We start from the raw sequence: 21,701 nt of genomic DNA, 5'->3' as shown, positions 1-21,701 counted from the left end.
AAAAGCAACAATTTCTTACGTACAAATACGGTATATTAAAAAAATAGTGATTTTTAACTATCACAAGAAAAACATCCACAACTCAAAAAAGTTTATCCAAAAAAAAACTCCATTCGTTTTCGAATGGAGTTTTTATATTTTGAAAAGCACTTTTATTACTTCACGAATTCAATTTTTTGAGCTTCTTCTTCGTTAACACTGTCAAAGAAACCTTGCTCGTTCATCCAGTCATCGCTGAATACTTTACTCATATAACGAGAACCATGATCTGGGAAAATAGCAATAATATTACTGTCTTTTGTAAATTCTCCTTCTTCAGCATACTGTTTAATAGCTTGCATTACTGCTCCTGAAGTATACCCTACAAATAAACCTTCTTTTCTAGTAACCTCTCTAGCAGAGTGAGCGCTTTCTTCGTCGGTTACTTTCATGAATTTATCAATAATATCAAAATCGGTAGCCGATGGAATTAAGTTTTTACCAAGACCTTCTATACGGTAAGGGTAAATTTCTTTGCTGTCGAATTCTCTTGTCTCGTGGTATTTTTTCAATACAGATCCAAAAGCATCAACTCCTAAGATTCTAATATTTGGATTTTTTTCTTTTAAGAATTTTGCAGTTCCAGAGATAGTTCCTCCTGTTCCGCTGCAAGCAACTAAGTGCGTGATTTGTCCTTTTGTTTGTTCCCAAATCTCTGGACCTGTAGTGTTGTAGTGAGCATCAATATTTAATTGGTTGAAATATTGATTAATATAGACAGAACCTTTTGTCTCTTCGTGCAAACGTTTTGCTACATTATAATAAGATCTTTCATCATCTGCAGAAACGTGAGCCGGACAGACATACACTTTGGCGCCTAAACTTCTCAACATGTCAATTTTGTCTTTAGATGATTTTGAACTTACAGCCAAAATACAATTGTAACCTTTAATAATGCTTACCATTGCTAAACTAAATCCTGTATTACCAGAGGTTGTTTCGATAATGGTATCTCCCGGAGATAAAATTCCTTTTCTTTCGGCTTCTTCAATAATATATAATGCTATTCTATCTTTTGAGGAATGACCTGGGTTGAAAGCTTCTACCTTTGCGTAGAAATTTCCTTCTAACTCTTCGGTAATTTTATTTAGCTTAATAAGGGGGGTATTTCCTATTAACTCTAAAACATTATTATAAGCAGTTATTTCTTCTTTCATAAAAAAATAGTTAATCAAAGGCCTTTTTAAATTAACCTTGATAGGTTGCAAATTTAACAAAAAATTTCTAATTAGCTTTTAATTTTTTCTAAATCTAATAAAAAACTAAATTCCTTTGCTAAGTCTTTTAAAGCCTCAAAACGTCCCGAAGCCCCACCATGACCTGCATCCATATTAGTATCTAAAAACAAAAGTTTATTATTTGTTTTTAAATCCCTCAATTTCGCAACCCATTTAGCTGGTTCCCAATACTGTACCTGCGAATCATGCAATCCGGTAGAAACATACATGTTAGGATATTCCTGCGCTTTTACATTGTCGTAAGGCGAATACGACAACATATAATCGTAATATTTTTTATTGTTTGGGTTTCCCCATTCGTCATACTCTCCAGTTGTAAGCGGAATACTGTCATCCAGCATCGTGGTAATTACGTCTACAAAAGGCACCTGAGCGATAACGCCATTATATAATTCAGGAGCTTCATTTACGATTACTCCCATTAAAAGTCCGCCAGCAGATCCTCCTTCTGCATACAAATGTTCAGGAGAAGTATACTTTTGGTCTATTACAAATTTAGAGCAATCGATGAAATCTGTAAAGGTATTTTTCTTTTTTAACAGTTTTCCGTCCTCATACCATTGTCTTCCTAAGTCTTCTCCTCCTCTAATATGTGCGATCGCGTAAACAAATCCGCGATCTAAGAGTGATAGTCGTGTTGAAGAAAAATAAGTATCCATTGTAATTCCGTACGAACCATATGCATATAACAACAACGGATTTTTACCATTTTTCTCTAATCCTTTTCTATAAACCATAGAAATTGGCACTTTTACGCCATCTCTAGCCGTTACCCAAACTCGTTCTTCAATGTAGTTGTTTTTATCAAATTTCCCACCTAAAACCTCTTGCTCTTTTAAAATTTCTTTGGTTTTAGTCTTCATATTAAAATCAATCACAGAAGACGGAGTTGCCAATGACTGGTAGCTGTAACGCAAAATATCGGTATCAAAATCAACATTGGTTGTTGTGTACGCATTATAGGTTTCACTGCCAAAAGGAAGATAATAATCCGGTTCTCCATTCCAAGGCATGATTCTAATGTGATTCAATCCATTAGAACGTTCTTCTACAACTAAATAGTTTTTAAATATCTCAATATCTTCCAACAAAACATCTTCTCTGTGCGGAATAAGATCTACCCAGTTTTTCTTTCCTGTTTTGTTTTCAGGCGTTTTCATTAACTTGAAATTCGTCGCCTTATCTTTATTGGTTAAAATATAAAATGAATCTTCATAATGAGAAATACTATATTCTAATCCACGTACACGTGGCTGGAAAACAACAAATTCCCCATCTGGATTGCTAGAATTCAAAATTCTATATTCAGTTGTCAAAGTACTTCCAGAACCAATAACAATATATTTTCTTGATTTTTCTTTACTGATTGATACATTAAAAGTATCATCAATTTCATCAAAGACCAAAACATCCTTTTCAGATGCTGTATTTAATTTATGTCTAAAAACCTTATCAGCTCTTAGTGTTGTTTCATCTTGTCTAACATAAAAAATAGTATTATTATCATTTGCCCAAACAGAAGCTCCTGTAACATTTTCTATTTTATCCGCTAATATTTCACCAGTTTCTAAGTTTTTAACCTGAATCGTATATATTCTTCTCCCTACAATATCTACCCCGAAACTAGCAAATTTATTGTCGGGACTAATACTTAAACCTCCTAATTTGAAATAAGCATGTCCTTTTGCCATTTCGTTACAGTCAAAAAGAATTTCTTCTTCTGCAGAAAGACTTCCTTTTTTTCTGGCAAAAATTGGGTAATCCTGACCTGTTTCGAAACGTGTTATATAAAAATATCCATTGTAGAAATAAGGAACTGAAGAATCATCTTCTTTAATTCTCCCTTTCATTTCTTCAAACAGATTATCTTGCAAAGTCTTTGTATGAGAAGTCATGCTTGCATAATAAGCATTTTCCTGATTTAAATAATCGATTACTTCTGAATTCTCTCTGTCATTAAGCCAGAAATAGTTGTCAATTCTAGTTTCTTTATGTTTTTTTAATGTCTTTGGAATTATTTTAGCCTTTGGAGCCGATATATCATTTTGCATTGATTGAGCATTAATTTTTAAATATGAAGACGCAAAAATAGCACAAACACAACAGAACAAAATTAATTTTTTCATAAAATATTCTATTGAATTAACACAGCAATATACTAATTTTGTCTGAAATAATTTAAAAAATCAACAAAAATGGATTTAATGGGAATGATGGGTAAACTTAAAGAAACCCAACAAAAAATTGAAGATACAAAAAAGCGTTTAGATACTGTTTTGATTGATGAACAAAGCGCTGATGGATTATTAAAAGTTACGATTACAGCTAGTAGAAAAATAAAATCACTTTCTATTGATGATTCTCTTTTAGAAGATAAAGAACAACTAGAAGATTACTTAATCGTAACGTTAAATAAAGCGATAGAAAAAGCTACAAGTGTAAACGAAAGAGAATTAGATGCTGTGGCTAGAATGGATATGCCGTCTATTCCTGGAATGGATAATTTGTTTAAATAATAAGGGACAAAGGTTCTGAGTTGCAAAGGTTCAGAGATTTCTTTCTTTGGCATAAAAAAAGAGGATGTTTTTACATCCTCTTTTTTTTAGAACCTCTGTCCCTCTGAACCTTTGCCACTTTGAACCTCTCTTTCAAAACTTCAAAAGTGTTTCCAACACATACGTATGCATAACCTCTTTGTAATCTAAATGTGTTACAATCCTAAGCTTATTATGCCCTAAAGAGCTTATTAGTATATTTTTCTGTTTTAATTTCTCAATTAATAATTGATCGCTATAACCTTCTGCAAGCGAAAAAATTAAAATATTAGTTTCTACAGGTTCGATAGATGCAATCCAAGGTTTTGTGCTTAGGATTTTTGCTATTTCTTTTGCTCTGCGGTGATCTTCCGCCAATCTTTCGATATTATGAGCCAAAGCATACAATCCTGCTGCAGCTAAATAACCAACTTGACGCATTCCCCCACCTAATATCTTTCTGATTCTCAACGCTCTGTGAATATCAGCTTTGCTTCCAAGCAATACAGAACCAATTGGAGCACCTAACCCTTTAGACAAACAAACCGAAATTGTATCGAAAATTGCTCCGAATTCTCTAGGATTCTGTCTTTTAGCTACTAAGGCATTCCAGATTCTAGCTCCATCCAAATGAAACTTCAGATTATGAGCGTCACATACTTTTTTTATTTCTCTTAAATCTTCCAATTCGTAACACGCTCCACCTCCTTTATTGGTTGTATTTTCAACACAAACCAAGCTTGTTAGCGGACTATGATAAAACTCTGGATCGTTTATTGCGGCTTTTACTTGGGCAGCAGTTATCATTCCGCGGTTTCCGTCTACTAAACAACAAGAAACACCGCTATTAAAAGAAACTCCTCCACCTTCATAATGATATACGTGAGCATATTTGTCAGCTATTAGCTGTTCGCCAGGCTGCGTATGCAGTTTAATTGCAGTCTGGTTTGCCATAGTTCCAGACGGAAAGAAAAGACCAGCTTCCATACCAAAAAACTCTGCTGTCCTGTTTTCCAATTCAATCACCGTTGGGTCCTGTTTGTATACATCATCGCCAACATGAGCGTTAAACATATACTGCAGCATTTCATAAGTAGGCTTTGTTATGGTATCGCTGATTAAATTTATTTCCATATTCTAAAAACTATATCTTATTTTTGTATGCAAAATTACGTATTACTTATAGTTATTCTCAGCAAGTTTTGGTAAAATTTAACTCGCTGGTTTCTCTAGACCAAATTAACGTAATAATTCTAAAAAACATATAAAACCTAGTAATTAATTTATGACAACAGCCGAACAAGTAAAAGGTATTGTGGAGCGCCTTGGTGCGTTGAGGAGGTATCTTTGACGTTGATGCCAAGCTAATCGAAATCGCAAACGAAGAAGAAAAAACTTTCGCTCCTGATTTTTGGAACAATCCAAAAGAAGCAGAAAACATTGTGAAAAATCTTCGAAACAAGAAAAAATGGATTGAAGATTATGATAAAGCAGTCTCTCTTACAGAAGAATTACAGCTTGCTTATGATTTTTACAAAGAAGGAGAACTTTCTGTAGACGAATTGGATGAACAATATGAGGCCGCACAAGCACATATTGAAAATATCGAATTCAAAAACATGCTTTCTGATGAAGGCGACAGTTTAAGCGCTGTGGTTCAGATTACAGCAGGTGCTGGAGGAACCGAAAGTTGTGATTGGGCAGGAATGCTAATGCGTATGTACATGATGTGGGGAGAAAGTTATGGTTACAAAATTAAAGAACTTAACTTTCAGGAAGGTGACGTTGCCGGAATTAAAACTGTAACTTTAGAATTCGAAGGAGATTATTCTTTCGGATATTTAAAAGGAGAAAATGGTGTTCACCGTTTGGTTCGTATTTCGCCTTTTGACAGTAATGCAAAACGTCATACTTCTTTCGTATCGGTTTATGTTTATCCATTAGTTGATGATAGTATTGAAATCGACATTAATCCTGCCGATATCGAAATCACAACTTCTCGTTCGAGTGGTGCGGGTGGACAGAACGTAAACAAGGTTGAAACTAAAGTTCAGTTAGTTCACAAACCAACTGGAATCCAGATTCAATGTTCTGAAACAAGATCTCAGCAAGATAACAGACAGCGTGCTATGCAAATGCTTCGTTCTCAATTGTATGAAATTGAATTAAAGAAACAACAAGCGCAACGTGCTGATATTGAAGCTGGAAAAATGAAAATTGAATGGGGTTCGCAAATTCGTAATTACGTTATGCAACCTTATAAATTGGTAAAAGACGTTCGTACAGGCTACGAAACAAGTGATGTTGACGGTGTAATGAACGGTAATATCGATCCATTCCTGAAAGCCTATCTTATGATGATGGGACAGAAAGAGGAAGAATAGTATCCAGTGTTCAGTTTTTTTAGTGTTCAGTTTTCGTTTGCGGTCACAGTAAACTTGAAACCTGAAACTTTAAACTTTAAAACAAAAAATTATGATAAAATGGGCAGACGTAATTCATTTTACAAATAAAGGAAATCCAACTCCAGATAAAAGAGTGGAGAAAACGGAGGACGAATGGAAACAGATTCTAACTCCAGAAGAATTTCAAGTTACACGCTTAAAAGGAACTGAAAGATCTTTTAGCTCTGAATTATGCAGTTTATTTGATCCTGGAATTTACGAATGTAAATGCTGCGGAACGGTTCTTTTTGATGCAAGCGAAAAATTTGAATCAGGAACTGGCTGGCCTTCTTTTACACAGCCAATTAAAGAAAATGCAATTGGTTACCACGCCGACAAATCCTACGGAATGATTCGTGTTGAGGTTGTCTGCAATGTTTGCGATGCACATTTAGGCCACGTTTTCCCTGACGGTCCGCCACCAACTGGTTTACGTTATTGCATTAACGCAGTTTCATTATCAAAAATTAAAGAATAATTTATAAAAAGCGGTTCATTAAAACGAACCGCTTTTTTTTATCTTCTCTCAATAAATGATTTAACAAAACAAATGTAAGCTATAACCTAGCAATTAAGTTATTTATGTTTTCCATCAAAATTTTAATTCATTTTAGGCAAAACCACCAAGTTACTGCTATTCAATTTATTAAAAAAACTTCATTAAATTAATATCCTAAATGTTAATTTTGTAAAAATCCCCGTATTATTTTAAACATTTATTAAGAAACGCGAAAAAATAATTAGGTAATTAAAATCTAATTCATTTTATTTGGCAAAAAATAACCTTTTAGTCGATTAAAATTTGTCAATGAGATCCTATTCTATTCAAGAAATTAACGAAGTTATTAATGGCGTAATTTACGGCAGCACTTCACAAAGCATAACTGCAACAGAACAATTAGAAAAAGCAACAACTTCGGAAATCTCATTTATCGGAAATAAAAAATACGAAAAATACTGGTCGACATCTAACGCTTCAATAGCAGTTGTAAATGAAGATATTTCAATAGAGCCTGGAGAAAACCGTGCTTTTATAAAAGTAAAAAATGCCGATTTGGCAATGTCACAAATCCTTGCCCTTTTTGCTCCCCCTGCCCCAATCTTCCATAACAATATTCATAAAACAGCCACGATAGACGAAACCGCTATACTTGGTGAAGGCGTTAAAATTGGTGCCGGATGTTACATTGGTCCAAAAGTTGAAATTGGCGCTAACACTGTGATTTATCCGAATGTGACCATTTTAGATGAGTGCACAATTGGAAGAAACACAACTATCTGGTCTGGGACTGTTGTTCGCGAACGTTGCCATATTGGAAACGAATGCATCATTCACCCAAATGCAACAATTGGTGCAGATGGTTTCGGATTTCGTCCATGTACAGAAAAAGGCTTGGTTAAAATTCCACAAATTGGAAATGTCATTATTGGCAACGGTGTAGAAATTGGAGCAAATTCTTGTGTGGATCGCGGAAAATTCAGTTCTACAATTCTTGGTGATGGCTGTAAAATCGACAATTTAGTTCAGATTGGACATAACAGTAAATTAGGCAAGTTCTGTATTATGGCTGGAAATAGCGGTTTAGCAGGTTCTGTAACTTTAGGAAACGGAGTCATTATTGGAGGAAGTGCTTCTATTAAAGATCATACAATAATTGGAGATGGTGCCATAATTGGTGCTGGCTCTGGCGTTACTGGAGATGTTCCTGCTGGAAAAACTATGTTGGGATATCCTGCTGTCGAAGCTCGTGATGCTTTAAAACAATGGGCTTTGCTAAAACAAATGGTTTGTGGTCCTAAAAAATAATCTCAATTAAAACACTAATAAAGAAGCATCCGCTAAAATGGATGTTTTTTTTTATTTAATACTTTTCTTAATTCATAAAGCAACTCGTTTATTTCAATTGATTTTGTAAATTAGCCAACACTATTTTATCAAATCAATACTATATCATGGATTTAAACTTCAATAAAAACGAAGATCACAATAAATTACTTCTTTCTGAACTAAAACAAAAATTAGCAAAAGTTAAATTAGGCGGAGGCGAAAAAAGAATCGAGAAATTGCATTCTGAAGGAAAAATGACAGCTCGCGAAAGAATTGCTTATTTATTGGATGAAAATTCTAAAAGTATTGAAATTGGAGGTTTTGCCGGTGAAGGAATGTATCCAGAACATGGTGGCTGTCCTTCTGGAGGTGTTGTAGTAAAAATTGGCTACATCAGAGGGAAACAATGTATCGTGGTTGCCAATGATGCTACTGTAAAAGCTGGAGCTTGGTTTCCGATAACAGGAAAGAAGAATCTTCGTGCGCAGGAAATCGCAATGGAAAATCGACTTCCTATTATTTATCTTGTAGACAGCGCAGGGGTTTATCTCCCAATGCAGGATGAAATTTTTCCAGATAAAGAACATTTTGGACGAATCTTTAGAAATAATGCCCAAATGAGCAGTATGGGAATTACCCAAATCGCTGCCGTTATGGGAAGCTGTGTTGCTGGAGGAGCCTACCTTCCAATCATGAGCGATGAAGCATTAATCGTTGACAAAACAGGAAGCATTTTCCTTGCCGGAAGTTATTTAGTAAAAGCTGCAATTGGAGAAACTATCGATAATGAGACTTTAGGCGGAGCAACAACGCATTGCGAAATTTCGGGTGTTACCGATTATAAAGCTAAAGATGATAAAGATGCTTTGGACAAAATCAAAAATATTGTAGATAAGATTGGTGATTTTGATAAAGCAGGATATAGCAGAATCAAGTCGGAAAAACCTGCTTTAGATCCAAATGAGATTTACGGAATTCTTCCAAAAGCGAGAACCGAACAATACGATATGATGGAAATTATCAAGCGTTTGGTTGATAATTCAGAATTTGAAGCCTACAAAGAAGGCTACGGACAATCTCTTATTACAGGTTACGCCAGAATTGATGGATGGGCTGTAGGAATCGTTGCTAATCAGAGAAAAGTAGTAAAAACCAAAAAAGGCGAAATGCAATTTGGAGGCGTAATTTACTCTGACAGTGCTGACAAAGCCACTCGTTTTATTGCCAATTGCAATCAGAAAAAAATTCCGCTGGTATTTTTACAAGATGTTACCGGCTTTATGGTTGGTTCAAAATCTGAACATGGCGGTATTATTAAAGACGGCGCCAAAATGGTAAATGCTGTGAGTAATTCTGTTGTTCCTAAATTCACAGTTATCATCGGAAACTCGTACGGAGCAGGAAATTATGCTATGTGCGGAAAAGCCTATGATCCTCGATTAATATTCGCTTGGCCAAGTGCAGAACTTGCCGTAATGGGCGGAACTCAAGCTGCAAAAGTATTAGCGCAAATTGAAGCTTCTTCACTTAAAGCAAAAGGAGAAAAAGTTGATGAAGCAAAAGAAACCGAATTATTCGATAAAATAAAAGCCCGTTACGATGCACAAACATCGCCATACTACGCCGCTTCTAGACTTTGGACAGATGCCATCATTGATCCACTCGAAACCCGCAATTGGATTTCTATGGGAATCGAAGCAGCAAACCACGCTCCTATTCAAAAACCTTTTAATCTGGGAGTCATTCAAGTGTAACGATTTAAGAATTCTCAACAAGGCGTTAAATAAAAAGCAAAAAACTTATTTTCAAGGTGTTAAAAATAAATATTTAATTAAAAATTAGTAACTTAGTATATAATTTTTAATCACACAACATCATGGAAAATGTAAAAAGTTTGAATAAATGGGCAAATTCGCACACTTATTTACCAGTTGATTTAGTACGTATTGTTTTGGGTGGATTTTTATTTATGAAAGGTGTCTCTTTCGTCACCAATATTCAATACCTGCATGATTTGATTTCCCCTATCGATAAGTATGGAGGAGGCATGTTTATGCTGCATTACATTGCTCCTGCCCACATGATTGGTGGTATAATGATTATTTTTGGGCTTTTAACCCGATGGGCGATCGCGGCTCAATTGCCAATTTTATTTGGTGCCGTTCTTGTCAACTCTATGGGAAGAATGCATTCTGAAAGTTTAGTTCTAGCTATAGTCGTTTTATTAGTCTGCATATTCTTTCTGTTTTACGGAAGTGGCAAACATTCAGCAGATTATTACTTTAAAATGCAACAATAACCTCATAAGTCCTCAGTTAAGTTGAGGACTTTTTTTTGAGTGTTAATTAATTCTATAAAATTTCTTTAATTGCGTTTTATGACTTAAATTCGCCGACATGAATTGGATTCGTAAAACCGTTATTCTTATTACACTTATACTTGCAGGACTGTTTGCTTATCAGGCAGACCAAGCTTCTATGCACGTAATTGAAACGGAAAAATCCGATACTAATTTCTGCAAAGACATTCCTGATTCATCTGCATTTATACAGCCACAAGGAAGTTATCAACTTGCAGCAAATATCAAAACAAATCCATCTGGGATAATTAAATGTTTCGATACGCTTTTACCGCTTATTCCACAACATCAAACTGTTTCAGTTAGTACAGCATATACTAAACTCTTTACGACTCAAAGTAAGAAGGTTTTAGTCATACTTTATGCTTTCCATTTTTTCTGGTAAATAAATACTTGATTTTTCATTAGAAGACTTATTCTTCAGCACGCACTTAGCCGTTTTCAAACCGAAAACTGTTATGCATATCATTTATTTATTACATTAAAAACATTATGGAAACTACTACCACAATAATGGGTATTGTGATTTTAATTATTGTTGCTATCCCTATTTATTTTTCAGCGCGTTCATCAGCTGCAAGCAAATCAAGAATTTTAAATATCAAAAAAAGATTCAATCCAACTCATCCAGAAGATTTTGATTTGACAGAATCAATCAACAATAAGACTTTAACGATTGATCAGAAAAACAACAAGTTCATTTTGATGAATTTCAATCCGAATCAACAAGAGTCAATATATGTTGATTTAAACACAATTGGTTCATGCAAATTGGTTCCAACAACAGACTCTAGCTCAGATACTATTATTAAGATAGATTTTGAATTTCAAGAAAAAGAAACATCTAAAAAATTAATAATTCCATTCTATGATTTTGATGACGATCGCATCAAGCAGATTAGCGTATATCAAGATCATCAGTTTGCGAAAAAATGGCTTAAAATCATCCAAGATTCTATATCACGTTAGTTATTTAATTCAGAAAAGAGACTCAATTTTGGGTCTCTTTTTATTTACAACTTATATGATATTTGTCATTTTCTATCTTGACTTGAAGTTTTAATTTTGATGTAAACTAAATCCGTCATTATGAAAATTTCTTTGACTCAAAAGTACAACGTCTCAGGTCCAAGATATACTAGTTACCCGACAGTTCCATATTGGAATGAAGCTGACTTTACATCCGAAAAATGGATTACTACTTTAAGGCAATCATTTTCTGAAAGCAATTCAAGAAACGGAATAAGTTTATACATTCATCTTCCTTTTTGCGAAAGCATGTGCACTTTCTGTGGATGCAACAAGCGTATTACCAAAAATCATTCAGTAGAAGAAAAATACATTCAAGCAGTTCTTAAAGAATGGAAAATGTATTGTGATTTGCTTCCTGAAAAACCCGTAATTAAAGAAATTCACTTAGGTGGAGGAACTCCTACATTCTTTTCAAAAGAAAATTTAGAATGTCTTATTAACGGAATTTTTGATCATGCTGTAAGAGCAGAAAACCACGAATTTAGTTTTGAAGGACATCCAAATAACACAACTCACGAACAGCTTAAAAAATTATTTGATTTAGGCTTTCGCCGAGTAAGTTTTGGCGTGCAAGATTATTCTCCTACAGTTCAAAAAGCAATCAATAGAATTCAGCCGTTTCATAATGTTGCCAAAGTAACTTTTTGGGCTAAAGAAATTGGCTATACTTCAATAGGGCACGATATAATTTTTGGACTTCCATTTCAAACCATAGAAGATGTCGTAGATACAGTCGAGAAAACCAATTCCTTAAAACCAGATAGATTAGCATTTTACAGTTATGCGCACGTGCCTTGGATAAAAGGAAACGGACAACGCGGTTTTAATGACGAAAACCTACCAAAAGATGCCGAAAAGAGAAAACTGTATGAAATTGGTAAAAAGCTTCTAATTCAAAACGGTTACCACGAAATTGGTATGGATCATTTTGCTTTAAAAGATGACAGTTTATACAAAGCTGCGCATAATGGAAATCTTCATAGAAATTTCATGGGCTACAGCGCTTCTAAAACTCAAGTTATGATTGGTTTAGGTGTTTCTTCAATAAGTGACAGCTGGTATAGTTTTGCTCAAAACACTAAAAGCCTAGAGGAATATTACGAGATTATAGAATCCGATAAACTTCCTGTTGTAAAGGGACATATTCTAAACAATGAAGATCTTATTATTAGAAAACACATTCTGAATTTAACCTGCGAACTAGAAACTTCCTGGAATGCAGAATCTTTAAATTTTACAGAACTTCCTGAAGTGTTAACTGCTTTGAAAGAAATAGAAAATGATAATTTAATTGTTATTGAAAACAATAAAATTAAGATTACAGAAGAAGGAAGACCTTTTGTCCGCAATATCTGCATGGCATTTGACTTACATCTAAAAAGAAAGTCACCGGAAACAAATCTGTTTTCGATGACTGTATAATAACTTAAAATATATATTTCTAGTGGCAGTTTGGAGTCTGCTGTACAAACAAGCTCATGTTTGAAGGAGAAATATATGGAATTCCCAATCCTAATCCACGAAGGATAAATAAAACGCCAATTATAACCGCCACATATGGAATTGCCTTTTGGATTTTGTTTCTGAAAGGCAGTTTTAATAATGAGTTGACATAAACCACAACTGTCATTAACGGTATCGTTCCTATTCCAAATAAAAGCATATAAAGAACTCCATAACCTGCACTTTGCATTGCAATTGCTCCAAATAAAGCAACATAAACCATTCCGCATGGCAAAAATCCGTTTAGAAGACCAATTGTAAAAATAGATTTATAGCTCTTATTTTTAAACTGGCTTCCTAGATTAGCTTTAACTTTTGAAATGATTTTGTAAACAGGCTTAGAAAAATTGTATTGAGCAAATTTTTTCTCAGGAATCAAAACCACAATAATCATAATTACACCAATAATTATAGACATTTTCTGTTGTAGTCCAGCCAGAAAAAAACCTCTTCCGAGTAATCCAAAAATCAACCCAATTATTGAATAAGCTGTTAGTCGACCGAGGTGATATGTCATAATCTGTGTTGCTTTTTTAGCTTCATTTTGCCTGTCTACGGGAAGCATCATGGCAATTGGCCCGCACATTCCAACACAATGCAGACTACTAATTAACCCTAAAAAGAAAGCAGAGAATAACATTTTATTTTCAGTTTACGTAAATAACTTCTTTAGTTAGATATTTTTTACCTTCATACTGCCATTCCATATTAACATCCCAGCGTCCTTTTATTAATTTTTTCTGCGGAATAATTATTTCTGAATTGGTTAAGGCAATTTGAGTATTAAAATCGAATTTTTTGTTTGAAGGTCTGTACAATTGAATATTTCCTTTTACTTTATCACTTTCAAATCCTGCAGGAAAAATTACAGCTACACCTTCTCCTGTGTATTTAATAGATGGCTTATGCTGCAAATCATGCGCATTTTGAATTCTTGCCATTTCTTCTTGAAAGTGCGTATCATGTTTGTAATATTCTTCTACAACCAAATCATTATCGTATTTAGAATTTGACTGCACTTCAAAAACAAAATATAAAATAAATGTCATAAACAATCCGAATGCAATGACAATTCCTGTTCCCCAATTAAATTTCATGATATAAATGTTTTAATTAAAACTGCGTGGCCCTAAGAAATTTGTTGATGTAGTTTCTATGAGTTCAGAACCATTATAAACTCCTATTTTTACTTTAGTTTTATCACTTTCCAATAAAACTTCATCAATTTCGATAAACAATGTTCCTTGAGAAATTCCTTCTTTTGGAACTTTAAAATGTCTTTTACCAACATTTTTTATTTCACCTTTTTGATCGATTAATTCGAAATGAATATCGTTGTAATCTTTCATTGTTTTGTTTACAATTTTATAAGTGTAAACATTACTGATTTTTTCTCCATTATGCTGGAATAACTGACCAGGCAAACGTAGTACAACTGCCTGAACATCTGTTCTTAAAAACAGCATTCCAACAAAAATACTCAATAAAATAAATAAAACCGCTGTATAACCTTTCATTCTTGAAGTAAACTTGAAAGGTTCTTTTTTTGCAATTTCATCTTCAGATGCATAGCGAATAAGACCTTTTGGCAAACCAACAGATTCCATAATATGGTCACATTCATCAATACAAGCTGTACAGTTTGTACATTCTAGCTGCGTTCCGTTTCTAATATCTATTCCCATCGGGCAAACATGAACGCATTGCAGACAATCAATACAATCTCCTTTTCCTGTTAATGCTCTGTCTTCATTCTTTTTGAATTTTGCGCGTCCTTCTTCTTTTTCTCCACGTACAAAATCGTAGGCAACATTTATTGATTTATTGTCTAAAAGAACACCTTGTAATCTTCCGTATGGACAGGCTATAATACAAACCTGTTCACGAAACCATACAAAAACAAAATAGAAGATTCCAGTAAATATAAGCAGTGCGATAAAATTACTAGCTTGAGCAATAGGGCCTTGTTCTATCATTAAGAACAAAGTATCGCTTCCCACTAAATAAGCAAGAAAAATATTGGCAATAAGGAAAGAGATCAAGAAAAAAATAGTCCATTTTAGAACTCGTTTTCTAATTTTCTCACTATTCCATTCCATTCTTGCTAAACGAGACTGAGAACCACGATCTCCATCAATCCAATATTCTATGCGACGAAAAACCATTTCAAGGAAAATAGTCTGCGGACAGATCCAACCACAAAATATTCTTCCGAAAACAACAGTAAATAAAATTACAAATACAACGCCGACAAGCATTGAAATTACGAAGAGATAAAAATCCTGAGGCCAGAAAGGGAATCCAAAAATATTAAAACGACGTTCCAAGATATTGAACATCATAAACTGATTCCCATTAACCTTAATAAAAGGATTTATGAATAAAATTGCCAATAAAACATAGCTGACAATTTTCCTATAATCATAAAATTTACCAGACGGTTTTTTAGGAAATATAAATTTTCGTTTCCCACCTTCATCTATTGTTCCAATGGTATCTCTAAAAGCTTCGTCTGGTAAATTTGACATGATATTCTAATTATTTTTTAACTTCTGTGGTATCTTTTGGGGTTGCAGAGGCTGCATCTGTTTTGGGAGCACTATCATCTACCCAAACTTCTCCCTCTGCTTCTTTTGGATCTTTCGGATTGCTTCCTTGTAAAGACAGAATGTAGCTTGCCACTTTTTGTATTTCTTTTGGCTTAAGAGTTCCTTTCCAAGCAATCATCCCTTTACCGTCTCTACCTCCGTTTGTAATGGTGTGGAATAGATTTTTAATTCCTCCTCCTAAAATCCATTTATCATCTGTTAGGTTTGGTCCAATCTGTCCTCCTGCATCGGCACGGTGACAGGCTGCACAATTTGTTGTAAAGATTTCTTTTCCTGCTGCTAAACTTGGTTCGTCAGTTAATAAAACAACCGTTTTTTCATCCATCAAATCTGGAGCAGTTTTCATATATTCTTCAACATCAATTTTTGCCTGCGCCATTTCTTTTTTCAATTCCATTTCCTGATCATCCGCTCCTAAAACATCGTAACGAACTACATAAATTACTCCGAAAATGATACAGATGTAGAACAAATACACCCACCATGGCGGTAAATTATTATCCAGCTCTTTGATTCCGTCATAATCATGATCCATCAATAAATCGGCTTCTTTTTCAATTGGTTCTGTTTTAGTCAATTTGTGCATTAGGTTTTTAAACCAAGTGCTTTCTTTGAGGCTTAAACTTTCTTCAAGTTCTTTTTGAGCTTTTTCTTCTGGCGATAATAATTGATACATCACTCGATTTACAGCACTAAGCGTAATCTCGATAGCAATTAGGATAAATAAAAAGACAAATAAAAAGAGTGACACCATTGGAAATTTTACAAAAGCCGGCTTGTCACCAGAGTCTATAAAATATTCCATCAAAGCAAATACGATGAAGAAAATCAACGGTACTCTAACATATACTGGGAAAAACTTTTTCATTTTTATCTATCTTTTGTGATTACACTAAGTCCTTCATCTAAAGGTATATTACTCATTTCTTGAATTTTTTCTTTTCTATAAGAGAACACCCAAATGCCTAATCCTACAAAGAAGAAGAAGAAAATTAAGAGGGAAATAATCGGGTATAATTCTACACCCGATATTGTTTCCATATTGTGTTTTATCTGTTCAAACATAATGCTGTTATTTAGTTTCTTTTACTTTAATATCAGTACCAAGTCTTTGGATATAAGCGATCAAAGCAACGATTTCTCTCTCATTCATCGGAATAAATTTCTCGCCTTTTGCTGCAGCTTTTTTACGGCTGTCTTCATAACTCTTAACAAAATCAGGATCGCTTTCTAAACTTTTTTCAATCTTAACAGCCTGCTCTCTTAATGTTCTTTGCGCATTTTCAACTTCTTCTGGCGTATATGGCACCCCTAGAGAAATCATTGCTTGCATTTTTTTCTGAGTCAATGAAATATCCATCGGCTTGTTATCGAACAGCCATTTATAACCTGGCATAATTGATCCAGCAGATGTACTTTGCGGATTCCACATGTGGTTAAAGTGCCAGTTATCATTGTACTTACCACCTACTCTTAACAAGTCTGGCCCTGTACGTTTTGATCCCCACAAGAATGGATGGTCATAAACAAACTCTCCAGCTTTTGACTGAACTCCGTAACGTTCTACTTCACTTCTAAACGGACGAACTGACTGCGAGTGACATCCGACACAACCTTCTCTGATATATAAGTCACGCCCTTCAAGTTCTAGCGGTGTATATGGTTTTACACTTGAAATAGTTGGAATATTTGATTTCACCATAATTGTTGGCACGATCTGAATAATACCTCCAATTAAAATTGCGATTGTAGCTAGAATAGTTAACTGAATTGGTTTTCTTTCTAACCAAGAGTGGAATTTCTCTCCGCTTAATCTACCGCTTTTTATAGTTTGTAATGCTGGAGCCTGAGCCAATTCATCTTCAATTGTATTACCAGCTTTAACCGTCATAATAATATTATAGACTAATGTCAGCATACCAATCAGATACAAACTACCTCCAATAGCTCTCATCCAATACATTGGCATAATAGCAGTTACTGTTTCAAGGAAGTTTCCATAAGTTAAAGTACCATCTGGATTAAACTGTTTCCACATTGATGCTTGTTGGAAACCTGCCACATATAATGGAATTGTATAAACAATAATACCTAAAGTACCAATCCAGAAATGGAAGTTTGCTAATTTCTTAGAGAATAACTCCGATTTTGTCATTCTTGGAATTAGCCAATAGATAATACCAAACGACATGAAACCATTCCAAGCTAAAGCTCCTACGTGTACGTGTGCTACGATCCAGTCAGTATAGTGCGCAATAGCATTTACATTTTTTAAAGACAACATAGGACCTTCAAAAGTTGCCATACCGTAACCAGTAATCGCTACTACGAAGAATTTTAAAACTGGTTCTTCACGAACTTTATCCCAAGCTCCTCTTAATGTAAGAAGACCATTGATCATACCTCCCCAAGATGGAGCAATTAACATTACTGAGAATGCAACTCCTAAATTCTGAGCCCAGTTTGGCAATGCAGAATATAATAAGTGGTGTGGTCCTGCCCAGATATAAATAAAGATTAAAGACCAAAAGTGAATAATAGATAGTCTATATGAGTAAACAGGTCTGTTAGCTACTTTAGGGATAAAATAATACATTAAACCTAAGAATGGAGTTGTAAGGAAGAATGCCACCGCATTGTGCCCATACCACCATTGTACAAGCGCATCCTGAACACCAGCATACACAGAGTAGCTTTTTAAACCTGAAACTGGAATTTCAATATTATTAAAGATATGCAATACTGCTACCGTTACGAATGTTGCTAAATAAAACCAGATTGCAACATACAAGTGACGCTCTCTACGACGCAGCATAGTACCAATCATATTAATTCCCATTACAACCCAAATCAAAGCGATTGCAATATCAATTGGCCACTCTAACTCTGCATATTCTTTAGAAGAAGTATAACCTAGTGGAAGTGTAATTGCTGCAGCTACAATAATTAGCTGCCATCCCCAGAAGTGAAGATTACTAAGAAAATCACTAAACATTCTGGCTTTTAGCAATCTTTGCAGCGAGTAATACATACCGGCAAAAAAGGCATTACCCACAAAGGCAAAAATAACCGCATTAGTGTGTAACGGTCTTAATCGGCCGTAACTCAGCCACGAAATCCCATCTGTCATGTTGGGAAAAAGGTACATTACCGCCAAGGTAAGTCCCACTAACATACCTACAACTCCAAAAAGAATTGTGGCATAAATGAATTTTTTTACAATTTTGTTGTCGTAATAAAACTGTTCCATTTCCATAATTATACTTGTTTTTCTTCGATTGGTGAATTATTATTTTGGGAATTAATTTTTGTTTCGTCATCAAAAAGAATTCTGACTGAAGGAGTATAATCATCATCGTACTGTCCAGATTTGACAGCTGCGATAAAGGCAATAAAGAAACAGATTGCCACAAAAATACTTACTGAAATTAAAAGATAAATAACACTCATACCTTAGATTTATATTAACAAAATTACTTCGTTAAGGGCGCATAAAATATGATAATTATCATAGACAGATAGAATATGTTAAATTTAATAAAATATATTCTTCAATAATTTATAATCATTCTAAATTTCTGTTACTGAAATAGTTAGACATAAAAGTCACAAAACTTACAATCGTAATTGTACTCAATGGCATGATGATCGCAGCAACCAGTGGCAATAAGTTTCCTGTAACCGCAAATGCAAGTCCGACAACGTTGTAAAGCAATGAAAGTCCAAAACTCATTTTAATAATAGAAATCGCTTTATGTGAAAGCTTTAGAAAGTAGTTTAAACGAGAGAATTCTGTTGCATCTAGAATTGCATCACACGCAGGCGAAAAGACATTTACATTCTCAGAAATAGAAATCCCAACGTTGCTTTGCGCCAGCGCTCCAGCGTCATTCAGTCCGTCACCAACCATCATTACATTTTGTCCTTTTTCTTGAAGCTGTTTGATGTATTCGAGTTTTTGTTCTGGTTTTTGATTGAATATCAATTCGGTACCATGTGGCAGAATGGCTTCCAGATTTGACCTTTCGCCATCATTGTCTCCAGAAAGTACTTTTATTTGGTAATCTTTGCTCAGATTGCTAAAAAGTTTTTCTAAACCTTCTCTATATTGATTCTGGAACGTAAACTTTCCAAAATACGTCCCTCCTATCTTAATATGCAAAGCTGTTTTTTCAATTTCTGAACCATCCGCAACTATATCATTAACAAATTGCCCAGATCCAATTTTTATTTCTTTCCCATCAACAGTAGCCAAAATTCCTTTTCCTGTAATTTCTTGGAAATCTTCAATATTAATACGTTTAGTTTCTGGAAGAAAATCATAAAGCATTCGACTTAATGGATGATTTGAACCTCGCAATACATTTTTAATCAATACAGTATCTGAATCTGAAATAGGATCACCTTCATACATTATATTTGATTTCTTGTTGGTCGTAATTGTTCCCGTTTTATCAAAAACAATGGTATCGACTTTGGCAAGCTGTTCGATTACGACGGCATTTTTTAAATAGAATTTCTTTTTACCTAAAATTCTTAATATGTTTCCAAAAGTAAACGGAGCAGTTAGCGCCAATGCACACGGGCAAGCTACAATCAATACCGCTGTAAAAACATTAAAAGCAATATTTGCATCAATAAAAATCCAATAACCAAAACCAGCAAATGCAATTAGCAATAATATGGGGGTAAAATATCGACTTATTGCATCTGTTATGGTTTTGTGTTTCTGGTCTACTTTTTTCTGAAAGATTTCGTTACTCCATAATTGGGTTAAATAACTTTGAGAAACGGAGTGTAAAACTTCCATTTCTATAACTTTTCCAATCTGTTTTCCTCCTGCAAATACTTTATCACCAGACTTTTTTGTGATTGGTACTGCTTCACCTGTAACAAAACTATAATCTATTTCGGCGCTTTCGCTAATTAAAATTCCGTCAACAGGAATAAGCTCTTGATTTCTAATCAATAAACGATCTCCCTTTAAAACATCATAAATTGCAACATTTTCTTCTGAAGCATCTTTATTAATTTTGGTAACAGCAATTGGAAAATAAGATTTAAAATCTCTCTCAAAACTTAAAAAACTATACGTTTTAATTTGAAACATTTTGCCAAGAAGCATAAAAAATATCAAACTGGCCAAACTGTCAAAAAATCCTGGACCGTGATCCATCAGCATATCATAAGTACTGCGAATAAACATCACGATAATTCCTAAAGCAATCGGGATATCAATATTAAGCATTTTGGTTCTAATACTATGATATGCAGAAACATAATACCCACTTGCTGAATATAAAAAAGTTGGTAAAGCTAGAAGAAAAATAAGTAATCTAAAAAACGGTTTATAACTATCTAGCCAGAATTCTTTCATCTCAAAATATTCTGGAAATGAAAGCAGCATAATGTTTCCGAAACAGAAAAATGCAACACCCAATTTATAGGTTAAACTTCTGTCGACTTTTGTTTTTGCAGATCCGTAATTTTCTAAACTAATATAAGGTTCATAACCTATAGAACTAAGGAGATACACTATTTCTTTTAAAGAAACGACATCAGAATTAAAAGTAATTCTAACTTTCTTTTCATGAAAGTTAACTTGAGAGGTGTTAATTCCGGACTGAAGACGATGTAGGTTTTCTAAAATCCAGATGCAAGAACTGCAATGGATATGCGGAATATTAAGTGAAACAATCGATGTGTTTCCTTCTTGAAACTCTAAAACTTTTGCAAGTATGGTTTCATTTTCTAAAAAATCATATTTTCCTTTGATGTCTTGCGGAGTGGCGCCTGGAGACTTTTCAAAATTATAATAAGATGTCAGGTCATTGATGCTGAAAATTTCGTAAACAGTTTTACAGCCAGTGCAACAAAACTTTTTATCATCAAAATCAATTTCTTCATTTTGTTCAATAGTTAAACCACAATGAAAACAACTTTGCTCCCTCATAAACTTGTTTTTATTTGCCACAAATTTCCAATTAAAGCACAATTATTAAGATGATAATTGTCATGTTATTTTGAAATTGGATTCCTAAATTTATAAAATAAAAAGCTCAAATGAGAGCAAACCCTAATTTATAATAATTTTACCTTATTATCGTGGTTAAAA

The 21,701-nt window shown here is 34.1% G+C and carries 20 protein-coding genes; 9 read left to right on the top strand and 11 right to left on the bottom strand.

Annotated features, from left to right (window positions below; genetic code table 11):
• Window positions 1-155: 155 nt before the first annotated feature.
• A complete protein-coding gene (locus DMA14_RS07820) occupies window positions 156-1,196 on the bottom strand; it encodes a PLP-dependent cysteine synthase family protein (RefSeq protein ID WP_111378514.1) in 1,041 nt (346 codons plus the stop codon).
• 71 nt (window positions 1,197-1,267) lie between these two features.
• Window positions 1,268-3,403, bottom strand: a complete 2,136-nt coding sequence (locus DMA14_RS07815) for a S9 family peptidase (RefSeq protein WP_162536278.1) — start codon at window positions 3,401-3,403, stop codon at window positions 1,268-1,270.
• A 69-nt stretch (window positions 3,404-3,472) separates the two neighbouring features.
• Here DMA14_RS07815 and DMA14_RS07810 point away from each other — a divergent pair, with 69 nt between their 5' ends.
• Window positions 3,473-3,793: a YbaB/EbfC family nucleoid-associated protein gene (locus DMA14_RS07810; protein WP_008462685.1), complete on the top strand. Its 321-nt coding sequence runs from the start codon at window positions 3,473-3,475 to the stop codon at window positions 3,791-3,793.
• A gap of 132 nt (window positions 3,794-3,925) precedes the next feature.
• On the opposite strand, the gene DMA14_RS07805 is transcribed toward DMA14_RS07810, so the two are convergent.
• The gene (locus tag DMA14_RS07805; protein WP_111424190.1) at window positions 3,926-4,945 is read right to left on the bottom strand and encodes a threonine aldolase family protein; all 1,020 of its coding nucleotides are present in this window, start codon (window positions 4,943-4,945) and stop codon (window positions 3,926-3,928) included.
• A gap of 151 nt (window positions 4,946-5,096) precedes the next feature.
• On the opposite strand from DMA14_RS07805, the gene prfB reads away from it, so the two are divergent.
• From prfB to hemN, 8 genes are all read left to right on the top strand, one after another.
• Window positions 5,097-6,195, top strand: a protein-coding gene (gene prfB, locus DMA14_RS07800) for a peptide chain release factor 2 (protein WP_111424189.1) whose coding sequence is annotated in 2 segments (ribosomal slippage) — window positions 5,097-5,159 and window positions 5,161-6,195 — 1,098 coding nt in all. Because the reading frame shifts where the segments join, the coding sequence is not laid out codon by codon here.
• 91 nt (window positions 6,196-6,286) lie between these two features.
• Entirely contained in the window at window positions 6,287-6,733 is a 447-nt protein-coding gene (gene msrB, locus DMA14_RS07795; protein ID WP_111424188.1) for a peptide-methionine (R)-S-oxide reductase MsrB, read from the top strand.
• Window positions 6,734-7,063: 330 nt separating this feature from the next.
• Window positions 7,064-8,062, top strand: a complete 999-nt coding sequence (gene lpxD / locus DMA14_RS07790) for a UDP-3-O-(3-hydroxymyristoyl)glucosamine N-acyltransferase (protein ID WP_111424187.1) — start codon at window positions 7,064-7,066, stop codon at window positions 8,060-8,062.
• 146 nt (window positions 8,063-8,208) lie between these two features.
• A complete protein-coding gene (locus DMA14_RS07785; protein ID WP_111424186.1) occupies window positions 8,209-9,837 on the top strand; it encodes an acyl-CoA carboxylase subunit beta in 1,629 nt (542 codons plus the stop codon).
• Window positions 9,838-9,959: 122 nt separating this feature from the next.
• Window positions 9,960-10,382: a DoxX family protein gene (locus DMA14_RS07780; RefSeq protein WP_111378521.1), complete on the top strand. Its 423-nt coding sequence runs from the start codon at window positions 9,960-9,962 to the stop codon at window positions 10,380-10,382.
• Between the two features lie 97 nt (window positions 10,383-10,479).
• Window positions 10,480-10,827 (top strand): hypothetical protein, encoded by a 348-nt coding sequence (locus tag DMA14_RS07775; protein WP_111424185.1) that lies wholly within the window; start codon window positions 10,480-10,482, stop codon window positions 10,825-10,827.
• A 107-nt stretch (window positions 10,828-10,934) separates the two neighbouring features.
• Window positions 10,935-11,411, top strand: coding sequence for a hypothetical protein (locus DMA14_RS07770; RefSeq protein ID WP_111424184.1), 477 nt, complete (start codon window positions 10,935-10,937; stop codon window positions 11,409-11,411).
• 120 nt (window positions 11,412-11,531) lie between these two features.
• Window positions 11,532-12,896 carry an oxygen-independent coproporphyrinogen III oxidase gene (gene hemN / locus DMA14_RS07765; RefSeq protein ID WP_111424183.1) on the top strand — a complete coding sequence of 455 codons (1,365 nt, stop codon included), beginning with the start codon at window positions 11,532-11,534 and terminating at the stop codon, window positions 12,894-12,896.
• 19 nt (window positions 12,897-12,915) lie between these two features.
• Here the strand turns inward: hemN and DMA14_RS07760 are convergent, their stop codons facing one another.
• From DMA14_RS07760 to DMA14_RS07725, 8 genes are all read right to left on the bottom strand, one after another.
• Window positions 12,916-13,617 carry a sulfite exporter TauE/SafE family protein gene (locus DMA14_RS07760; protein WP_111424182.1) on the bottom strand — a complete coding sequence of 234 codons (702 nt, stop codon included), beginning with the start codon at window positions 13,615-13,617 and terminating at the stop codon, window positions 12,916-12,918.
• A gap of 7 nt (window positions 13,618-13,624) precedes the next feature.
• Window positions 13,625-14,074 carry a FixH family protein gene (locus DMA14_RS07755; RefSeq protein WP_008462668.1) on the bottom strand — a complete coding sequence of 150 codons (450 nt, stop codon included), beginning with the start codon at window positions 14,072-14,074 and terminating at the stop codon, window positions 13,625-13,627.
• A gap of 12 nt (window positions 14,075-14,086) precedes the next feature.
• Window positions 14,087-15,505 (bottom strand): cytochrome c oxidase accessory protein CcoG, encoded by a 1,419-nt coding sequence (gene ccoG, locus DMA14_RS07750; RefSeq protein WP_111424181.1) that lies wholly within the window; start codon window positions 15,503-15,505, stop codon window positions 14,087-14,089.
• A 10-nt stretch (window positions 15,506-15,515) separates the two neighbouring features.
• Window positions 15,516-16,454, bottom strand: coding sequence for a cbb3-type cytochrome c oxidase N-terminal domain-containing protein (locus DMA14_RS07745; protein ID WP_111424180.1), 939 nt, complete (start codon window positions 16,452-16,454; stop codon window positions 15,516-15,518).
• A gap of 2 nt (window positions 16,455-16,456) precedes the next feature.
• Complete coding sequence (locus tag DMA14_RS07740) at window positions 16,457-16,651, bottom strand: CcoQ/FixQ family Cbb3-type cytochrome c oxidase assembly chaperone (RefSeq protein ID WP_111378528.1); 195 nt, start codon at window positions 16,649-16,651, stop codon at window positions 16,457-16,459.
• 7 nt (window positions 16,652-16,658) lie between these two features.
• Window positions 16,659-18,842, bottom strand: a complete 2,184-nt coding sequence (ccoN, locus tag DMA14_RS07735) for a cytochrome-c oxidase, cbb3-type subunit I (protein WP_111424179.1) — start codon at window positions 18,840-18,842, stop codon at window positions 16,659-16,661.
• Window positions 18,843-18,844: 2 nt separating this feature from the next.
• Window positions 18,845-19,036: a cbb3-type cytochrome oxidase assembly protein CcoS gene (gene ccoS, locus DMA14_RS07730; RefSeq protein WP_095930917.1), complete on the bottom strand. Its 192-nt coding sequence runs from the start codon at window positions 19,034-19,036 to the stop codon at window positions 18,845-18,847.
• A gap of 115 nt (window positions 19,037-19,151) precedes the next feature.
• Window positions 19,152-21,539, bottom strand: coding sequence for a heavy metal translocating P-type ATPase (locus tag DMA14_RS07725; protein WP_111424178.1), 2,388 nt, complete (start codon window positions 21,537-21,539; stop codon window positions 19,152-19,154).
• Window positions 21,540-21,701 lie beyond the last annotated feature (162 nt).

This window comes from Flavobacterium sharifuzzamanii (assembly GCF_003254585.1).
In the GTDB taxonomy this organism is placed as follows: Bacteria; Bacteroidota; Bacteroidia; order Flavobacteriales; family Flavobacteriaceae; genus Flavobacterium; species Flavobacterium sharifuzzamanii.
Note: the sequence above shows the minus strand (reverse complement) of the source record. Positions and strands in the feature narration are given on the sequence as shown.